Origin of the sequence: Micromonospora sp. 067-2, from assembly GCF_046549295.1 — a bacterium.
Taxonomy (GTDB): Bacteria; Actinomycetota; Actinomycetes; order Mycobacteriales; family Micromonosporaceae; genus Micromonospora.
Genome location: NZ_JAJPWB010000014.1, coordinates 1 through 17,552, shown reverse-complemented (window position 1 = coordinate 17,552; position 17,552 = coordinate 1). Strand labels below are relative to the sequence as shown.

The following is a 17,552-nucleotide window of genomic DNA, read 5'->3' as shown; positions in this document are numbered from 1 at the left end:
GTCAGTCGGCGCGCCGGCCCAGTGCGTCGAGCTCCCGCAGCCCCGGGGTCCGCTGGATCACCGACGTGAAGCTGACCTTCTCGCTGGCGGCGGTGAGACCGGCGAGCACGGCGAGCAGTCCCGCCCGGCCGAGCGGGCCGGTCCGGGCGGCGAGCGCGACGCCGAGCAGCGCGCCGAACGCGTTCGCGCCGCTGTCGCCGAGCATCACCTCCTCGCCCAGGTCGTCGCGGAGCAGGCCGGCGGCTGCGCCGACGGCACCGGCGGCGATTCCGCCGTGCTGACCGCTGGCCAGTGGCGCGCCGAGCAGCAGGCCGGACTTGATGGCCCGTCCGGGTCGCAGGTCGAGCAGGTTGAGCAGGTTGGCGGTGCCGGCGATCACCCCGGCGCCGAGCAGCACGTCGACGCCGCGACCGAACGTGCGGTGCTGTTGGCGGCGCGGATGCGCGGCGACCCGGGGGTCGGCGGCGAGCAGTGCGGCGGCGCACAGCCCGGCGGCACCCACCCCGGCGACCTTGACCAGCCCGGAGGTGACCCGCCCCTGGCGCAGCGCGGCGAGGTGGCCGGCGAAGCCCTTTGCCGCCTTCTGCTCCGGTCGACCACCGATCACGTCGTCGTACAGCCCGACGCCACCGGCACCGAGGCCGGCGACCAGGGCGGCTGCACCGGAGGCGGCGTTGGTGGCGCCGAGCGCGCCGGCGACGGCCGCACCGACGGTGAGCGCCGGCCCGGCGGCCAGGGTGACCGTCCGGCCGCGGAAGTTGGTCCGCTCGAGCGTCGGCCCGATCGGGGCGGTGCGGACCTCACGCAGGGCGTAGCGGGCGGCGGCGGCTCCGGCTCCGGCGATCAGCAGCCGGCCCAACGCGCTCACGCCGCTGTCCCGCTTCGCTCGGCACCGGCGTGAGAGGCCGCCCTGCCGTGCCTCGGGTTCGCTCGCTGCGCTCGCTCACGCGCCGCCTCGTCGGTTTCGGACACGCGGGTACGTCGTTCGCTCACTGGGGCAGTCTAGGCAGCAGCGAGGCGGCGTTGTCGCCGACGCCGTACTGGCCGGCCTTCTTCTCGGTGAGCTGCTGCACCAGGGCGAGGCTGGTGACCACCTGGCCCTGCACGGTGTTGGCGTTGTCGACGGTGCTGATGGTCTGGGACAGCACCGGATCACCGCGGACCACGGCCACCAGGTTGCCGCCGGCGGAGCCGTTGCCGCCGACCACGATCGACCCGGTCCGGTCGAACTGCTCGGCGATCTTGACGACCGACTCGTCGCGCTTCGCGGAGTCCTTGTCGACGTACGGCTGGCCGCTGACCACGACGACGGCCTCCGCCGACCCGGTGACCTTGTTGTCGTCGGTGGTCAGGTAGCCGGCGTTGTTGTACGCGGCGAGCACCGCCCGCCGGTCGGCGTCGCTGACCGGCGCGGCGCCCTGTGCCCGGTCCAGCAGAACACTGGCCAACAGAGCGCTGGAGGTCTCCACGCCGTGGCCGTTGCCGGGCAGGCCGGTGGTCTGCGCGGTCGGGCGGGCGGCGGTGACGGCCAGCTCCAACAGATTGGTGTTGTTGTCCGGGTTGATGAACTTGTCCTGCAGGTCCACCCGGCCGGTGAGAGTGGCTCCGGCGAGCTGGAGCTTCTTGAGCACGCCCTCGGTGTGGTCACGGCCGTTGGGCAGGCTGAGCACCAGCACCCGGCGCCCGGCGAGAGTGCCCGGCAGGACGACCTGGGACATCTCCTCGGCGAACTCCTCTTCCAGCCCCAGCTGCTTCTCCATGCTGTTGACCTGCTGGCGCCACTGCTGGTTGTCCTTGCGCAGCCCGGTGACCTGCTCCTTGAGCGAGTCGGCGACCGGGCCGTTGAGCGCGGCCGTGCCGACCACCAGGCCGATGGCCAGCGCCAGGAAGACGGCGGTCAGGGACACCACGTGGTAGCGGAAGTTGATCACGCTTGCAGCCTCTTGATCCGTCGGGAAACTAGAAAAGGCGGTACAGCTGGAACACGAAATTGTCCCACCACTCGGCAACCACGCCCAGGTACGCCTTTCCGACGGTGGACACGGCCACCGCGGAGGCCATCGCGGAGATGGCCGAGAGCACCAGCAACAGCAGTGACGAACCGGAGATGCTCTGCCGGTAGAGCCGGCTCACGCCCTTGGCATCGACGAGTTTGCCGCCGACCTTCAGTCGGGTCAGGAACGTCGAGGCCATCCCACCCCGCCCCTTGTCCAGGAACTCGACAAGCGTGGCGTGGGTGCCGACGGCCACCAGCAGCGAGGCCCCCTTCTCGTCGGCCAGCAGCATCGCCAGGTCCTCGCTGGTGGCCGCCGCCGGAAAGGTCACCGCCGGAACACCGAGCCCCTCGACCCGGGGCAGCCCGGGGGCCCGCCCGTCCGGGTAGGCGTGCACGATGACTTCGGCGCCGCAGCGCAGCACGTCGTCGCTGACCGAATCCATGTCCCCGATGATCATGTCGGGGGTGTACCCGGCCTCGACCAGCGCGTCGGCGCCGCCGTCGACGCCGATCAACACCGGCTTGAACTCCCGGATGTACGGGCGCAGCACGTCAAGGTCGGCCTTGTAGTCGTAACCGCGCACCACGATCAGGCAGTGCCGACCCTGGATCTGGGTCTCGATATCCGGCACGCCCACACCGTCGAGCAGCAGGTCGCGCTCCTGGCGGAGGTAGTCCATCGTGTTGGCGGCGAACGCCTCCAACTGGACCGAGAGACCCTCCCGGGCGTCGGCCATCGCCTTGGCGACCGACTCGGCGTCCTGCAGGCTGCCGAGTGCCACCGGCTCGTCCCCGGCGAAGACCGTGTTGCCCTCGATGCGCACCTGGTCACCCTCGCGGATCTGCTCGAAGACGCCCTCCCCGAGGTCGTCCAGGAGCGGAATGCCGGCGGCGATCAACACTTCCGGGCCGAGGTTGGGATAGCGACCGGAGACCGACGGCTTGGCGTTGAGCACCGCCGCGACCCCGACGGCGACCAACGAATCGGCCGCCACCCGGTCTAGGTCGACGTGGTCGATGATCGCGATGTCACCCGGGCGCAGCCGGCCGACCAGGCGTTTTGTCCGGCGATCGAGGCGCGCGGTGCCGAGGACTCTGCCCGGCTCGGCGGTCCGGTTCCGGCGCAACGTGGGTAGACGCATCGTGACCATCCTGGCATGTGAGGCAGGTTTTTCTGTCGCGACATGCCTGAGCAGGGCCGCCTACCCAGGGAAGCACACCTGGACACGGGCCGGTGTGCCTGCCGTCACAATACGCGGCGTCACGGTCGCCTTTCCTTCGCCGCCACAGCCAGAAGCTCCTCGGCGTGGGCGATACCCAGATCAGAGTCGGGTAAACCGGCGAGCATCCGCGCGAGCTCCCGGGCACGCTCGGTGTCCTCCACCACCCGCACTCCGCTGGTGGTCACCGCGCCACCGGTGTCCTTCGCCACCACCAGGTGCCGGTCGGCGAAGGCAGCCACCTGCGGCAGGTGCGTGACGACCAACACCTGGTGGCTGCGGGCCAGCCGGGCCAGCCGCCGGCCGATCTCGACCGCCGCCTGACCACCGACCCCCGCGTCGACCTCGTCGAAGACCAGCGTGGGCGGCCCACCCGAGCCCGCGAAGACCACCTCGATGGCGAGCATCACCCGGGACAGCTCGCCGCCGGAGGCTCCACGCTGCAACGGCAGCGACGGAGCGCCCGGGTGGGCCAGCAGTCGCAGCTCCACCTCGTCGCCGCCGTCCGGGGTGACACCCACCTCGACACCGTTCACCGGCAGCGACGGCTCCGACCGCCCGACCGGACGGGGCACCACCGCCACCTCGATTCGCGCATGTGGCATGGCCAGCCCGGCCAGCTCGACGGTGACCTGGTCGGCGAAGCGGACGGCCGCCTCCTGTCGGGAGGTCGACACCCGACCGGCCAGATCGGCCACCTCGCCGGCCAGCCGCTGACCATCCCGCTCCAGCTCGTCGAGCAGGTCGTCGGACGTGTCCAGGTCGGACAGACGGCTGCGGGCCCGCTCGGCCCACGCGATCACCCCGTCGACGTCGTCGGCGTACTTGCGGGTCAGCGCGCGCAACGCGGCCCGCCGCTCGTAGAGGTGCTGCAACCGGGCGGGGTCGGCGTCCAACGTCGCCAGGTACGCCGACAGTTCGGCAGAGACGTCGGTGACCAGGGTGGCCGCCTCCTCCAGCCGGGCCGCCAACTCGCCCAACGCCGGGTCGGTGCCGGCCTGCGCCTCCAGGGTGCGGCGGGCGCTGCCGAGCAGCGCCGTGGCGTCCGGCGTCTCGTCGGCTGCCTCCACGCCGCCCGCCACGCACTGCTGGGCCACCTGCGCGGCCGTACGCAGACCCTCGGCGTGCTCCAACCGCTGCGCCTCGGTCTTCAGGTCGTCATCCTCGCCGGGCTGCGGATCGACCCGGGTGATCTCGTCGAGGCCGAGCCGCAACAGGTCGGCCTCCTGGTTGCGCTCGCGGGCGTTGCGCCGCCGGTCGGCCAGGTCGTCGACAACCCGCCGCCACCCGGTGTACGCCTCGCGCAGCGCGTCGAGCAACTTCTCGTGCCCCGGGCCGGCGAAGCGGTCCAGTGCGGCCCTCTGCTCGGCCGGGCGCAGCAGCCGCAACTGGTCGGACTGGCCGTGCACGGCCACCGCCTGCTCGCCGACCTCACCGAGCATCGACACGGGCATGCTCCGGCCACCGACGTGGGCGCGGGACCGGCCCTCCACCGTCACCGTGCGGCTCAGCAGCAACGAGCCGTCCTCGTCGGGCTCACCCCCGGCGTCGGTGATCCGGGCGTGCACCGCGTCCGCGACGCGACCGTGCAGGCGCAGTCGCCCCTCCACCACGGCCCGGCCGGGTTGGGCGCGAACCCGCCCGGCGTCGGCCCGGCCACCGAAGAGCAGGCCGAGGCCGGTGACCACCATCGTCTTGCCCGCACCGGTCTCGCCGGTGATGACGTTCATGCCGCCGGTCAACGGCAGCGTCGTGTCCTCGATGACGCCCAGTCCGGTGATGCGCAGCTCTTCCAGCACAGCACCCGACAGTAGACGCGAGGCCCGACACTTGACCAGCCGACCGGGCCGCAGCACGCCCGACACCTGGTGGACGTACAGTTCTGCCCCGTGTTGGACGTGATCGGCCTGAGCCCGGCCGAGGAGGAGCTCTACCGCTGCCTGCTCCAGCTCACCGCGGCCCGGATCGACGAGCTGGCACGCCGGCTGGACCGGCCGCGCGAGCAGGTGGTCGCGCAGGTCGCGGCCCTGCGGGCCAAGGGCCTGGTGCAGGCCACCGACACCGATCCGGACGCTCCCCTGCGCCCGACCGCCCCGGACGTCGCCCTCGGGGCGACGCTGCTGCGCCGGCAGGAGGATCTGGAGGCGGCCCGGCGGCGGGTCACCCAGCTCGCCGAGGAGTACCGGTCCGGGCTGCGTCGGCACCACGTCGACCACCTGGTCGAGGTGATCACCGGCACCCGGGTGCTCCGGGACCGGTTGCGCGATCTGCAGAATTCGGCGCGTACCGAGGTGCTGTGGTTCTGCCGGGCCAACCCCCTCGCCATGGCCGGCCCGGAGAACGTCGAGGAGTTCGACGCGCTGGCTCGCGGGGTGAGCTACCGGGCCATCTACGAGCGGGACCTGCTCCTGGAGCCGGGCGCGCTGGCCGACCTGGCCAAGGGGGTCGCCGCCGGCGAGCAGGCCCGGGTCCTGGACCGGCTGCCGGTCCGGCTGGCCATCGTGGACGCTCGCACCGCGATCTGCCCGCTCGTGCCCGACCGTGACGGCGGTGAGCCGAGCGCCGCCGTGATCGGTCGCAGCCAACTGCTCGACGCGCTGCTCGCCCTCTTCGAGAGCCACTGGCGGTCGGCCACCCGGCTGCGGTTGGAGGACCCGCTCGCCGTGCCGACCACCGAGGTCCGGCGACCGGACCCTGGAGACCACCCGGGTGGCGGCTACCAGCCCGACGCCGACGAGGCGCGGCTGCTGTCGCTGTTCGTGGCGGGCGTACCGGACAAGTCCATCGCCTCCCAGCTCGGGGTGAGCCGGCGGACCGTGCAGCGGCGACTCGCCGACCTGATGGCCGCCGCCGGCGTGGACACCCGGCCCGGGCTGGCCTACCAGGCCGCCCGCCGGGGCTGGCTCTGACGCGGCGGGCCCGCCGTCGAGAAGACGGCGGGCCCGGCGGGGCGGGACGACTCCCGCCCCGCCCCGCCCGATCAGCGCAACCCGTACGCCTGGAGCACCGTCTGGTCGACGGTGTTCCCGGCCCGGTCGGCGGCGTGCACCCGCAGCGACACCGTTCCGCGCCCCGCCGGCACGGTGGCGGTGTACCGGGTACCCGAACCGGTGGTCCGCGCCGAGCGCCAGGTGGCGCCCCCGTCGAAGGAGACCTCCACCCGGACGCTCGTGCCGCTGGGTGCGCGTACCCCGGCGGGCTGGCGCAGGGTCAGCCCCAGCTGGTGTGACCGGTTCCCCCGGACCGTGCCGCGCAGGTCGGCCGGCACCGCGTAGTCCACCTGCAGCAGCGACAACGGCGTGACTTTGTCGCCCGCGGGTCGTGCCGAGGTGAACTGCCAGGCCGTTTCGGTACGCGTGGCGTAGCGCCACTCCGGCGAGGATCGCTGCGTGGTCAGGTCCAGCCGGTAGCGGGCCGACCCGGCGGTGGTGGGCACCGGTGCCCAGCCGCCGGAGAGGTCGGCGATCTGCCGCCCGTCCCGACTGAGCCGGGCCTCGACGGTGTCCGACTCCTCGCTGCCACCGGCCGGGGCGTAGTGCCCGTCGGCATCGACGAACTCGGCCACCCGCAGGTCCAGCGTGTCCCCGGTACGCGTCGGCACCGGCGCACCCCCGACGGCCGGCACGGCCGGCCGGACCACCGGCGCGTGCCAGGTCTCGGTGTCCCGGTCGTTGGCGGCGTACCGCCGGGGCTGCTCGTTCAACCCGCCGATCAGGCGCCCCCAGCTCGACCACGTCATCTTGTGCAGGACCCGGTGCTGCCACCAGTTGTCACCGGAGCTGACGAACTCCTGCCGGGTGGTGCCGGCCCGCACCAGCCGCTGGTCGTCGTTCCAGGAGGTCTCCTGCCACGGACGCCAACCGAACCGCTGCTCGCTGACCCACTCGGCGCCGACGCTGCCGTAGCGGGCGGTCACCTCGGCGGTGTTCCGCGCGGTGACCCGGTGCACGATCCGCTCCGGGACCCGGCCCGTCGAGACCTGCCACACGTCGTACAGGTAGGGGCTGTCCACGGTCAGCTTCAGGTCGATCGTCGCCCGGCCGCGTCTCGCCGCCGCGATCACCTTCTGCCCGTCGTCGTACGCCACCGCCAGCGCGGGAACGGGAAGGCGGTCGCCCAGCGGGGTCCAGACCGTCCACGCGCTGCGGTCCTCCGGCCGCACGACGAGGACCGACACCGCGCCGGCCGCCGCTGCCGCCGCGATCTGCTCCTCCTCGGAGGCATCCGGGCTGGTGGTGAGCAGCGCGGCGGCGCCACGGACCCGGGTCAGTTCGGCGGCGGTGCCGGTGCCGGCCCAGACCAGCGGCAGCTTCCGCCGGTCGGCCGGCGCGGGCGAGGTGCCCATCAGGTTGATGTCCAGCGGACCGGACACCCCGCTGATCCGGGCGTCCACCATCGGCGCGACCAACTGCCAGCGCGAGGCGAACTCGAACTGACCCCTGGTCACCGGGCGGGTCGGAGTGACGTTGACCTGCTGGATGGTGCTGAAGGTCATCACGCCGTGGTCGACCTGCCGGCCGTTGCCGAAGATCCGGTGCTCGTAGAAGCTGATCGTCGCCCGCTGCTCGGTCGGTTTCGGTGTCTCGACGCGCACCGGAGTGCCCTTGCGCGGGTCCAGCACCAGGGTGACGTCCCGGGTCACCACCAACTCGGGGTCGGTGACCAGGGTGATCTGCTCGTCCAGCGGAGCGCCGTGCTCGATCAGCGCCTCCACCAGGTACGGGCCCTCCTCGACCTGCACCTGGATCTCGCCGGGGACCCAACCGAGGAAGTCGGACTCGGGGTGCTCGCCGAACAGGGTGAACACCGGCACGACGGCCGGTTGGCCCTGCATGTCCAGCGCCCGGACGGTGACGGTGTGCACCGGGCCGCTGAGGGTGAGCGCGACCGCCGTACGCACGGCGACGCCGTCCGCCCCGGTGGCCACCAGCCATCCGCTGTGCACACCCCGGTCCAACTTCGCCGGGTCGGCGCGTAGCGGCACGGTCGCGCTGCCGCCGGCCGGCACGGTCACCTCGCCGCCGCCGACCGAGACCCCGTCGGTCTCGGCCACGCCGGTGTCCAGGTTGCGCAGGTCCAGGGCCAGCCGCAGGGTTCGCGGGGCCGAGGTGCCGTTGGTGTACGTGACGGTCCGCTCGACCAGCGCGGCGCCGGTGCTCAACCGTCCGAAGTCGGCGGTGGCGGTGCCGTACACCCGCTGGCCGAGAGCCCGGGCCACGTCGACCCGACCGCCGCCCTGCTCGAAGACGGTCAGCGCGGGGTTGCCCTTCGCGGTGCTGACCAGCGCGTCCTTGAACTGGGAGGCGGTCCAGTCGGGGTGCTCCTGGGCGAGGATCGCGGCCGCGCCGGCCACGTGCGGGGTGGCCATCGAGGTACCGGACGCCTGCGTGTACGCGTCGTCGACAGGCGTACCCATGGTGGTGCCCGCGGCGCGCGCGGCGATGATGCCGACGCCCGGCGCGGTGATCTCCGGCTTGAGCCCGTTGTCGCCCACCCGCGGTCCGCGGCTGGAGAATTCGGCGAGCTGGTCGTCGCGGTCCACCGCGCCGACCGTGAGCGCCGAGGTGGCCGCACCGGGCGCGCCGACGGTACGGGCGGCGCCCTCGTTGCCGGCGGCCACCACGAACAGTGCGCCGGTCTGCGCGGTGAGGTCGTTGAGCGCCTGGCTCATCGGGTCCGTGCCGTCGGTGGCGCTGCCGCCGAGGCTCATGCTGACGATCTTCGCGCCGGAGTGGGCGGCCCACTCCATGCCGGCGATGATGTTCGAGTCGTAGCCGGAGCCGTTGTCGTCGAGCACCTTGCCGACCAGCAACGTCGCGCCGGGGGCCACGCCCCTGCGCCGGCCGTCCGAGGCGGTGCCGCTGCCCACGATGGTGGATGCCACGTGGGTGCCGTGGCCGTGGCCGTCCACGGAGCTGCCCGAGCCGCTGAAGTCCTGGCTGCCGGCGATCCGGCCGGCCAGGTCCGGGTGGTTGGCGTCCACGCCGGTGTCCAGGACGGCGACCCGTACGCCGGCGCCGTCCCGGCCGGCCGCCCAGGCCTGCGGCGCACCGATCTGCGGCACGCTGTGCTCCAGCGTCGCGGTGACCTTGCCGTCCAGCCAGACGTGCGCGACGCCGCCGCCGAGGGTGGCCGTGCCGGGCGCGGCGGCCCGGCCGGCGGGGGTGGCCCGCAGCGCGGTCCAGAAGCCGCCGAGTTCACCGTTGCCGACACGCAGTGCGGCACCGCCGATGCTGTCCAGCGGCCGGACCTCGTGGGTGCCGGAGAGCGCCTGGACCCGTCCGGCGCTCGGGTTCTGGTAGCGCACGATCAGCGGCAGGGCGTCGGCCCCGCCGTACCCGTCGGCGGCCAACTCCTGCACGTCGAAGAGGTCGGGGTCGAGGACCCCGGCGGCGAGATACGGCACCACGTCGCTGGGCAGCACCCGCAGCCCGCCGTCGACCTGTGTGCTCTGGAAGATGACCCGTTCCCGGCCGGGGCCGGGGCGGACGGTCGCGGACACCCGGCCCGGCGCGGCCTGGACGAGGTCCACCTGGTCGCCGGTGATCAGCGTGACGCGGGTGGGCGCGGGCGCGCCCGGGGCCGGCGCGGCGGGGGTGCCGGCGGCGGATCGGACGGGTGGGTCGGCGGACGCCGGTGCGGCGATGCCGACGACCAGCACGCCGACCGCGCCGGCGGCAAGCCAACGGGGGAACCAGTGCATGCGATGCGCTCCTCTACTCCTCCAGGTCCGTCATCCGTAGACGAGGACCGATCGGAGTCTGCGACGCAGCGCGTTCCCAGGTCACTAGCAGCAGGCCGCCGCAGCAGCGACATGTCGTCAGGTGGACAACCGCCGTGCACCAGCCGTTCGTGACGCGGTCAGCGGCGACTTCCCCGCCAGCCGTGCACCGGCAGCCCGAACTTGGCGACCAGCCGGTCGGTGAACGGGCGGGCCCGCAGCCGCACGATGCGTACCGGCAGGGCGCCTCGGCGCACCGTGACCCGGGCGCCGGGCGGCAGGTCGTAGACCCGCCGACCGTCACAGCAGAGCACCGCGAGGGTGGTGAACGGGTCCACGGTGATCACGAAGGTGGACGTCGGTGCGGTGACCAGCGGGCGGCTGAACAACGCGTGGGCGCTGATCGGCACCAGCAGCAGCGCCTCCACCTCCGGCCAGACCACCGGCCCACCGCCGGAGAACGCGTACGCCGTGGAGCCGGTGGGGGTGGCGCAGACCACGCCGTCGCAGCCGTAGCGGGACAGCGGCCGGCCGTCCACGTCGACGAGGAGCTCGAGCATCTGCGCGCGCTCGCCCTTCTCGACGCTGATCTCGTTGAGCGCCCACGACTCGATGGTGGGCCCACCATCGAACTCGGCCGTGACGTCCAGGGTGAGCCGCTCGTCCACGGTGTAGTTGCGCCCGACCACGTCGCGGACCGCAATGTCCAGGTCGTCGATCTCGGCCTCGGCCAGGAAGCCCACCTTGCCCAGGTTGATGCCGAGCAGCGGCGCCTTTGCCGGCCGCGCCAGCTCGGCCGCGCGCAGGAACGTGCCGTCCCCGCCCAGCGCGAAGACGATCTCGGCGCCCTCGGCGGCCTCCGGGCCGACGACCGGCACCACGCCGGGCAGATCGAGGTCCTCGGCCTCCTCGGCGACCACCCGCACCTCGAAGCCCGCGGCGATCAGGTCCGCGGCGACCGAGCGGGCGTGCTCGGTGCTGCGCCGACGACCTGTGTGGGTCACCAGAAGCGCCGTCCGGCTCATCGGAGCTGCCGCCCGTCCGGAACCCGGCGACGTTCCACCGTCGTCGCTGCCCCGGTACGCCCGCGTGTCCCGCGGGCCGTGCCGGAACGCCCGCTGCACGCGTTCACCCTGCGACCTCCTCCGCCGCCCCGGCCGGCACGTCGCCGGCCGTCGCCGGACCGTCCGGCCCGGCGGCCACCACGGCCCGCACCCGCTCCGGGTCGGCCGGTGGTGCGCCCCGGCGCAACCATACGAAGAACTCCACATTGCCGCTCGGCCCGGGCAGCGGACTGGCAGCCACGTCGGCCAGACCGAGGCCGAGCCGCGCCGCCGCGGCGGCCACGTCGAGCACCGCCTCGGCGCGCAGCAGCGGGTCGCGGACCACACCGCCGGCACCGACGCGTTCCCTGCCCACCTCGAACTGCGGCTTCACCATCAACGCCAGGTCGCCGTCGTCGCGGGTGCAGCCGGCCAGCGCCGGCAGCACCAGCCGCAGCGAGATGAACGACAGGTCGGCCACCGTGAGGTCGACCGGGCCGCCGATCGTCTCAGGATCGAGAGTACGGACATTGGTGCGTTCCAGGACCCGCACCCGCTCGTCGGTACGCAGCGACCAGGCGAGCTGCCCGTAACCGACGTCCACGGCCACCACCTCGGCGGCACCTCCGCGCAACAGCACGTCCGTGAAGCCACCTGTCGACGCGCCGGCGTCCAGGCAACGCCGGCCGGTGACGCCCAGCCCGCCGCTCGCGAACGCGGCCAGCGCGCCGACGAGCTTGTGCCCGCCCCGGGAGACGTACTCCTCGGTGGGGTCGGCGCCGGTGACCAGGAGCGGATCGGCGGGGTCGACCATCGCGGCGGCCTTCCGCGCGGTCACCCCGCGCAGCAGGACCCGGCCGGCCTCCACCAGCGCGGCCGCCTGCTCACGGGAACGGGCCAGACCGCGGCGGACGAGTTCGGCGTCCAGCCGGTTGCGACGTGCCATGGGGGGTTCTCCGGTCTGCTCAGGCCTGGTCGTCCCGTTCAGGTCTGGTCGATGGTGGCGAGGGTTTCCCGCAGCGTCTCGTAGGCCGCCTCGTACTGCGCGATCTGGTCGGCTGGTGCGAGTGTCGCCGCGTTGGCCATCGCCCGCACCGCGGCGTCGACCGCCGGATGCCGGGGCACGTCGCCGTCGTCCACCTCGGGCAGCGGACTCGGGCGGGCACCCATCGGTGGGACGGGTCGGGCGGCGAACGACCCGCCGGCCGGCGGACCTGGTCGGACACCAGGCGGCGGAACCGGGCGGGCACCGGACGGCGGACCCGGACGGGCGTCGCCCGTCAACTGAGGCTCCGCCCGGGCGGCACGGCGCTCACCGGGTGCCGTCCGGTTGCTGCTTGCGGACGGCCTTCTTGGCCGGCATGACCGCAGGGGTCGGTGTCTCGTCGGCGGTCGGGCTGATCGTCGCCGGCGGCTTCCTGGCAACGGCCTTCTTGCCCACCGCCTTCTTCGCCACGGCCTTCTTCGCGACGGCCCTCTTGGCCACCGCGGAGACCGGGGCGCCCGCCGGGCCGTCCGACGGCACCAGAGCGGCGTGTGGCGGCGCGGCACGGGTCGGGTCGGGCTGCGCCGTGGGACCGGCGGACGGCGCGCTGGCGGGCTCGGCGGCCCGTGCCTCGCGCAACTGCCGTTCCAGGTCGTGCACCCGCCGGGTCAGCTCGGCCACCTCGTCGGAGGTGGCCAAACCGACGGCGCCGAGAGCCCGGTCGACCTCGAAGCGGACCAACTTGGTCAGCGCCTCCCGGTTGGCCGCGCCGGTGGTGACCAGTTCCTCGCCGAGAGCCTGGAGTTGCGCAGCGGTCGCGCCGCCGGAGCCGACGAGGCGACGCGCCACGTCCTGGGCCTTCTTCCGGGGCGCCTCCGTCAGGCCCATGGCCAGTTCGAGGTAGGCGCGCCACGCGTCCTGCATGCCTGTGTCCTTCCGCCGGGCGGGGTGTTCAGGTGCCACGCTACCGGGCACCCGGGACCGACCTGTGCGGTACGGTGCCGGGGACGGTGTGGCGATCAGTAAGGGGAAGACGTGGCCAGCGTGGACGAGTGTCGGCAGGCATTACAGGACCTGGCCGCACGGCTGGATCGCAACGCCGAGACGGTGCGCGAACGGGTCGACCTCGACAGGACGCTGGCCTGCCGGATCACCGACCTGAACACCGCCTTCCACGGCCGGATCAGCGGCGGCCGTCTGATCGAGCTGACCGACGGCGACGACACCAAGGCCAAGATCGCGCTGAGCACGTCGAGCGACGACCTACTCGCCCTGGTCCGCGGTGATCTGGACGTCACGGGCGCGGTCGCCTCCCGCCGGGTGTCGATCAAGGCCAATCCGTTCGACCTGTTGAAGCTCCGCAAGCTGCTCTGACCAGCGCTCGGTCAGCCGGGCGGGGTCCGGGTCACCCGCCTGCGGGCAGGCCGAAACTCTCCAGCGCGCGACCCGCGTCCGCGCCCGCCGAGCGGATCCGCGGCGGCGTCGAGGCCGACCAGGCCGCCGCGCAGAGCGCGGCGAGCGCGTCGAGAGGCCGGCCCGAGCCACTCAGCTCCACCGTGCCGTCATGCTGCGCCACCGACCAACCGGCGATGTCCGCCGTGCCCGGAACCCGCACGGTCGACGCCGGGTCGAAGAGTCCCGCGAGGTCCCGCGCGACGTACGTGGGACGGCGCTTCGGCTCCGCGGCGAGCAGGTCCGCCACGCCGCTGACTCCGGTGAGCACGAGCAGGCTGTCCAGCCCGGCGCGACGTGCGCCCTCGATGTCGGTGTCCAGCCGGTCGCCCACGACCAGTGTCCGGCCACCGTCGCTACGCCGCGCGGCCGTCTCGAACAGCGCCGACTCCGGCTTACCGACCACCACGTCGGGGTCCCGTTCCAGCGCCGTACGCAGCACGGCGACCAACGCGCCGTTGCCCGGTAGCGGTCCCCGCCCACTGGGCAGGGTCCGGTCGGTGTTGGTGGCGATCCAGAGGGCACCCGCCCGCACGGCGACCGATGCCTCGGCCAGCTCAGCCCAGCCGACCTGCGGACCGTAGCCCTGCACCACCGCGGCCGGCTCCTCGTCCGCCCGGGAAACCGGGGTGAGCCCGACCGCACGCACCTCGGCGCGCAGCGCCTCAGCGCCGACCACCAGGACCGGCGCGCCCGCAGGAAGCCTGTCGCGCAGCAGTTCCGCCGAGGCGGCCGCGGAGGTCAGCACCTCCTCCGGCCGAGCCGGCACACCCATCCCGGTCAGCAGGTCGGCCACGTCACTGGACCGGCGGGACGCGTTGTTGGTGGCGTACGCCACCGCCCGCCCCTCGGCGTGCAGCCGCGCCACCGCCTCGACGGCGCCGGGGATCGGCCGGTCGATCAGGTAGATCACCCCGTCCAGGTCGAAAACGACCAGGGTGTACCCGTCGATCAGCCGCCCCCCAGCGTCCGCGCTCATCGCTTCGTCGACCCCGGCTCGTCGCCCTGGACAGGAGCAGTTTCGTCGGTGTTCAGCGCGTCACCGGCATCGGCCGGCGCTGCCCGGTCGGCAGCGCGGTCCGCGTCGGCGTGCTCGCGCTTGCCGTCGACGTCCACGTCCTTGTCAGCCTGGTCGCCAGTCTGGTCGTCGGCGGAGTGGCCGGCAGCGCCGACCTCCTCGTCGTCGAAGTCCCCGTCGGCGTCGGCGTCGGCGCGGTCGTCGTCCTCGCGGTCGTCGTCCTCGCGGTCGTCGTCCTCGTCGTCGAAGTCGTCGTCGTCGTCGTCGTCGTCGTCGCGGTCTGACGCGTCGTCATCGGCGGCCAGGTCGGTGTCCGGTCGGGCCGGCACCGCTCCGGGAGCACCCGGGCCAGCGGTGATCTCCTCGGCCGCCTCGTCCTCGTCGTCGCCCTCGATGACCACGCCGTCGAGCTCCAGCAGCCGCTCCGCGGCGTCGGTCTCGCCCTCGGTGTCCACGTCGGCGGCCCGAGAGAACCACTCCCGGGCTTCCTCGCGCCGGCCGACAGCGAGCAGCGCGTCGGCGTACGCGTAACGCAGCCGAGCCGTCCACGGCACGGTGGCCTCGCTGGTGAGGTCCGGGACCTGGAGCATCGCGACCGCGGCGTCCTTCTGCCCCAGGTCGCCCCGGGCACCGGCGGCGACGATCAGCAGCTCGATCGCGACTGCCTGGTCCAGCTTCTCCCGGTCGGCGCCGCGGAACAGGTCGATGGCCCGCTCCGCCCGACCCAGTGCCCGCTCACAGTCGGCGAGAACAGCCAGGTGACTCTGCAGCCCGGTCATCCGGTGGTACGTGCGCAGCTCGGCGATCGCCGTCTGCCACTCCCCCGCGTGGTACGCGGCCAGGCCGACCGCCTCGCGAACGGCGGAGATACGCGACGCGAGCCGCCGAGCGGCCAGCGCGTGCGCCAGTGCCTCGGCCGGGTCCTCGTCGATCAGCTGCCCCGTGGCGACCAGGTGCCGGGCCACCGTCTCGGCAACCGGCTTGTTCAGCGAGAGCAGTTCAGCGCGAACGTCCTTGTCGAGGTCGGTCGCAACGATGTCGTCCGGCAACGCCGGGGCCGAACTGCGCCCACCCTCGAACGACTCCGAACCGGCGCCGCGGTCGTCGCGGCGGAACTCCCCTTCGCGACGCGGCCGGTCGTCGGCCCGGTAACCGCCCTCGCGGTCGCCGCCCCGGAAACCACCCTCACGGGGCGCACCGCCTTCACGACGGTCACCGCCCCGGAAGCCACCTTCGCGGTCACTGCCGCCCCGGAAGCCGCCCTCACGACGGTCACCTCCACGGAACCCACCGTCGCGGTCACCACCGCGGAACCCACCCTCACGGGGAGCACCCGAGCGCGACCCATCACGGTCACCGCCACGGAAACCGCCCTCACGACGGTCGCCGCCACGGAAACCACCCTCACGGGGAGCACCCGAGCGCGACCCGTCACGGTCGCCGCCACGGAAGCCACCCTCACGGGGGGCACTTGAACGCGAGCCGTCACGGTCGCCGCCACGGAACCCACCCTCACGCGGAGCACCCGAGCGCGACCCATCACGGTCACCGCCACGGAAACCGCCCTCACGACGGTCGCCACCGCGGAAGCCACCCTCACGGTCACCGCCACGGAAGCCGCCCTCACGCGGTGCACCCGAACGCGAGCCGTCACGGTCACCACCACGGAACCCACCCTCACGCGGTGCACCCGAACGCGAGCCGTCACGGTCACCACCACGGAACCCACCCTCACGGGGAGCACCCGAACGCGAGCCGTCACGATCACCACCACGGAACCCACCCTCACGGGGAGCACCCGAGCGCGACCCATCACGATCACCGCCACGGAAACCGCCCTCACGCGGAGCACCCGAGCGCGACCCATCACGGTCACCGCCACGGAAACCGCCCTCACGACGGTCACCGCCGCGGAAGCCACCCTCGCGGTCACCACCACGGAAGCCACCCTCACGCGGAGCACCCGAGCGCGACCCATCACGATCACCGCCACGGAAACCGCCCTCACGACGGTCACCACCACGGAAGCCACCCTCACGCGGCGCACCCGAGCGCGACCCGTCACGATCGCCGCCACGGAAATCGCCCTCACGACGGTCACCGCCGCGGAAGCCACCCTCACGGTCACCACCACGGAAGCCACCCTCACGCGGAGCACCCGGCCGGGAGCCGTCGCGGAAGCCACCCTCGCGACGCTCGCCGCCGCGGAAGCCACCCTCGCGGTCACCACCGCGGAAGCCACCTTCTCGGGACGGGCCGGAGCGCGTGCGGTCACCGCCCTGATAGCCGCTTTCGCGACGGTCCCCACCGCGGAAACCACCGTCGCGCGGGGCGCTGGACCGTGAACTGTCACGGAAGCCACCTTCGCGACGGTCGCCGCCGCGGTAGCCACCCTCACGCGGAGCGCTGGAGCGCGAACCGTCACGGTCGCCGCCGCGGTAGCCACCCTCACGCGGAGCGCTGGAACGCGAACCGTCACGGTCGCCGCCGCGGTAGCCACCCTCACGCGGAGCGCTGGAACGCGAACCGTCACGGTCACCGCCGCGGTAGCCACCCTCACGCGGAGCGCTGGAACGCGAACCGTCGCGGTCACCGCCGCGGTAGCCACCCTCACGCGGAGCGCTGGAACGCGAACCATCACGGTCACCGCCGCGGAAACCACCCTCACGACGGTCGCCGCCACGGAATCCACCGCCCTCGCGCGAGGCGCCGGAGCGCGGACCGCCATCGCGGGAGCCACCATCGCGGCCGCCGGCGTATCCGCCTCGGGCGCCGCCCCCGCTGTCGCGGTCTCCCCGGTACGGGGGACGGTCGCGGTCGTCGCGGCGCGGGCCGCTGTCGCGGCCACCCGGGCCGTCAGTACGGTCTTCGTAGCGACGGGGACGATCTCCGCCCTGCGGTCCTGAACTCACAGGTACATCCTTCCTGATTGCGCCACCAATGGCGCTACGCAGTCGAGGGCCGACCCGGATGGGGCGGCCCTCGACTGGAAGATTGTCCGGCGGTGTCCTACTCTCCCACACCCTCACGAGTGCAGTACCATCGGCGCTGGAGGGCTTAGCTTCCGGGTTCGGAATGTGACCGGGCGTTTCCCCTCCGCCATGACCGCCGTAACTC

General features: G+C 73.4%; 14 protein-coding genes and 1 rRNA gene. 2 read left to right on the top strand and 13 right to left on the bottom strand.

Features of this window, described 5'->3' with window-relative positions:
• Position 1: 1 nt before the first annotated feature.
• The 4 genes from ACLJN9_RS28865 to recN all read right to left on the bottom strand — a co-directional run bounded on the left by ACLJN9_RS28865 (position 2) and on the right by recN (position 5,015).
• Entirely contained in the window at positions 2 to 868 is an 867-nt protein-coding gene (locus ACLJN9_RS28865; RefSeq protein ID WP_410814807.1) for a hypothetical protein, read from the bottom strand.
• Between the two features lie 121 nt (positions 869 to 989).
• Complete coding sequence (locus ACLJN9_RS28860) at positions 990 to 1,931, bottom strand: copper transporter (protein ID WP_410814806.1); 942 nt, start codon at positions 1,929 to 1,931, stop codon at positions 990 to 992.
• A gap of 28 nt (positions 1,932 to 1,959) precedes the next feature.
• Positions 1,960 to 3,138, bottom strand: coding sequence for a putative cytokinetic ring protein SteA (gene steA, locus ACLJN9_RS28855; RefSeq protein WP_410814805.1), 1,179 nt, complete (start codon positions 3,136 to 3,138; stop codon positions 1,960 to 1,962).
• 119 nt (positions 3,139 to 3,257) lie between these two features.
• Positions 3,258 to 5,015 carry a DNA repair protein RecN gene (gene recN, locus ACLJN9_RS28850; protein WP_410814804.1) on the bottom strand — a complete coding sequence of 586 codons (1,758 nt, stop codon included), beginning with the start codon at positions 5,013 to 5,015 and terminating at the stop codon, positions 3,258 to 3,260.
• Positions 5,016 to 5,105: 90 nt separating this feature from the next.
• Here recN and ACLJN9_RS28845 point away from each other — a divergent pair, with 90 nt between their 5' ends.
• Positions 5,106 to 6,125, top strand: coding sequence for a helix-turn-helix domain-containing protein (locus ACLJN9_RS28845; RefSeq protein ID WP_410814803.1), 1,020 nt, complete (start codon positions 5,106 to 5,108; stop codon positions 6,123 to 6,125).
• Positions 6,126 to 6,196: 71 nt separating this feature from the next.
• Here ACLJN9_RS28845 and ACLJN9_RS28840 read toward each other — a convergent pair whose 3' ends face one another.
• From ACLJN9_RS28840 to ACLJN9_RS28820, 5 genes are all read right to left on the bottom strand, one after another.
• A complete protein-coding gene (locus ACLJN9_RS28840; RefSeq protein ID WP_410814801.1) occupies positions 6,197 to 9,919 on the bottom strand; it encodes a S8 family serine peptidase in 3,723 nt (1,240 codons plus the stop codon).
• 158 nt (positions 9,920 to 10,077) lie between these two features.
• Positions 10,078 to 10,962: an NAD kinase gene (locus tag ACLJN9_RS28835; RefSeq protein ID WP_410814981.1), complete on the bottom strand. Its 885-nt coding sequence runs from the start codon at positions 10,960 to 10,962 to the stop codon at positions 10,078 to 10,080.
• A 103-nt stretch (positions 10,963 to 11,065) separates the two neighbouring features.
• Positions 11,066 to 11,926 (bottom strand): TlyA family RNA methyltransferase, encoded by an 861-nt coding sequence (locus ACLJN9_RS28830; RefSeq protein WP_410814800.1) that lies wholly within the window; start codon positions 11,924 to 11,926, stop codon positions 11,066 to 11,068.
• 38 nt (positions 11,927 to 11,964) lie between these two features.
• On the bottom strand, positions 11,965 to 12,264 hold the full coding sequence (locus tag ACLJN9_RS28825) for a hypothetical protein (protein ID WP_410814798.1): 300 nt from the start codon (positions 12,262 to 12,264) through the stop codon (positions 11,965 to 11,967).
• Positions 12,265 to 12,292: 28 nt separating this feature from the next.
• Positions 12,293 to 12,889, bottom strand: coding sequence for a phasin family protein (locus tag ACLJN9_RS28820; RefSeq protein WP_410814797.1), 597 nt, complete (start codon positions 12,887 to 12,889; stop codon positions 12,293 to 12,295).
• A gap of 111 nt (positions 12,890 to 13,000) precedes the next feature.
• Here ACLJN9_RS28820 and ACLJN9_RS28815 point away from each other — a divergent pair, with 111 nt between their 5' ends.
• Entirely contained in the window at positions 13,001 to 13,339 is a 339-nt protein-coding gene (locus ACLJN9_RS28815; RefSeq protein WP_410814796.1) for an SCP2 sterol-binding domain-containing protein, read from the top strand.
• 31 nt (positions 13,340 to 13,370) lie between these two features.
• On the opposite strand, the gene ACLJN9_RS28810 is transcribed toward ACLJN9_RS28815, so the two are convergent.
• The 4 genes from ACLJN9_RS28810 to rrf form a co-directional block, all read right to left on the bottom strand.
• Positions 13,371 to 14,396, bottom strand: a complete 1,026-nt coding sequence (locus tag ACLJN9_RS28810; protein WP_410814795.1) for an HAD-IIA family hydrolase — start codon at positions 14,394 to 14,396, stop codon at positions 13,371 to 13,373.
• The gene (locus tag ACLJN9_RS28805) at positions 14,393 to 15,400 is read right to left on the bottom strand and encodes a Replicase polyprotein 1ab (protein ID WP_410814980.1); all 1,008 of its coding nucleotides are present in this window, start codon (positions 15,398 to 15,400) and stop codon (positions 14,393 to 14,395) included. Before ACLJN9_RS28805 ends, ACLJN9_RS28810 begins: the two co-directional genes overlap by 4 nt.
• Before the next feature lie 20 nt (positions 15,401 to 15,420).
• Complete coding sequence (locus ACLJN9_RS28800; protein WP_410814794.1) at positions 15,421 to 17,118, bottom strand: hypothetical protein; 1,698 nt, start codon at positions 17,116 to 17,118, stop codon at positions 15,421 to 15,423.
• A 313-nt stretch (positions 17,119 to 17,431) separates the two neighbouring features.
• A 5S ribosomal RNA gene (gene rrf / locus ACLJN9_RS28795) occupies positions 17,432 to 17,548 on the bottom strand.
• Positions 17,549 to 17,552: the final 4 nt, after the last annotated feature.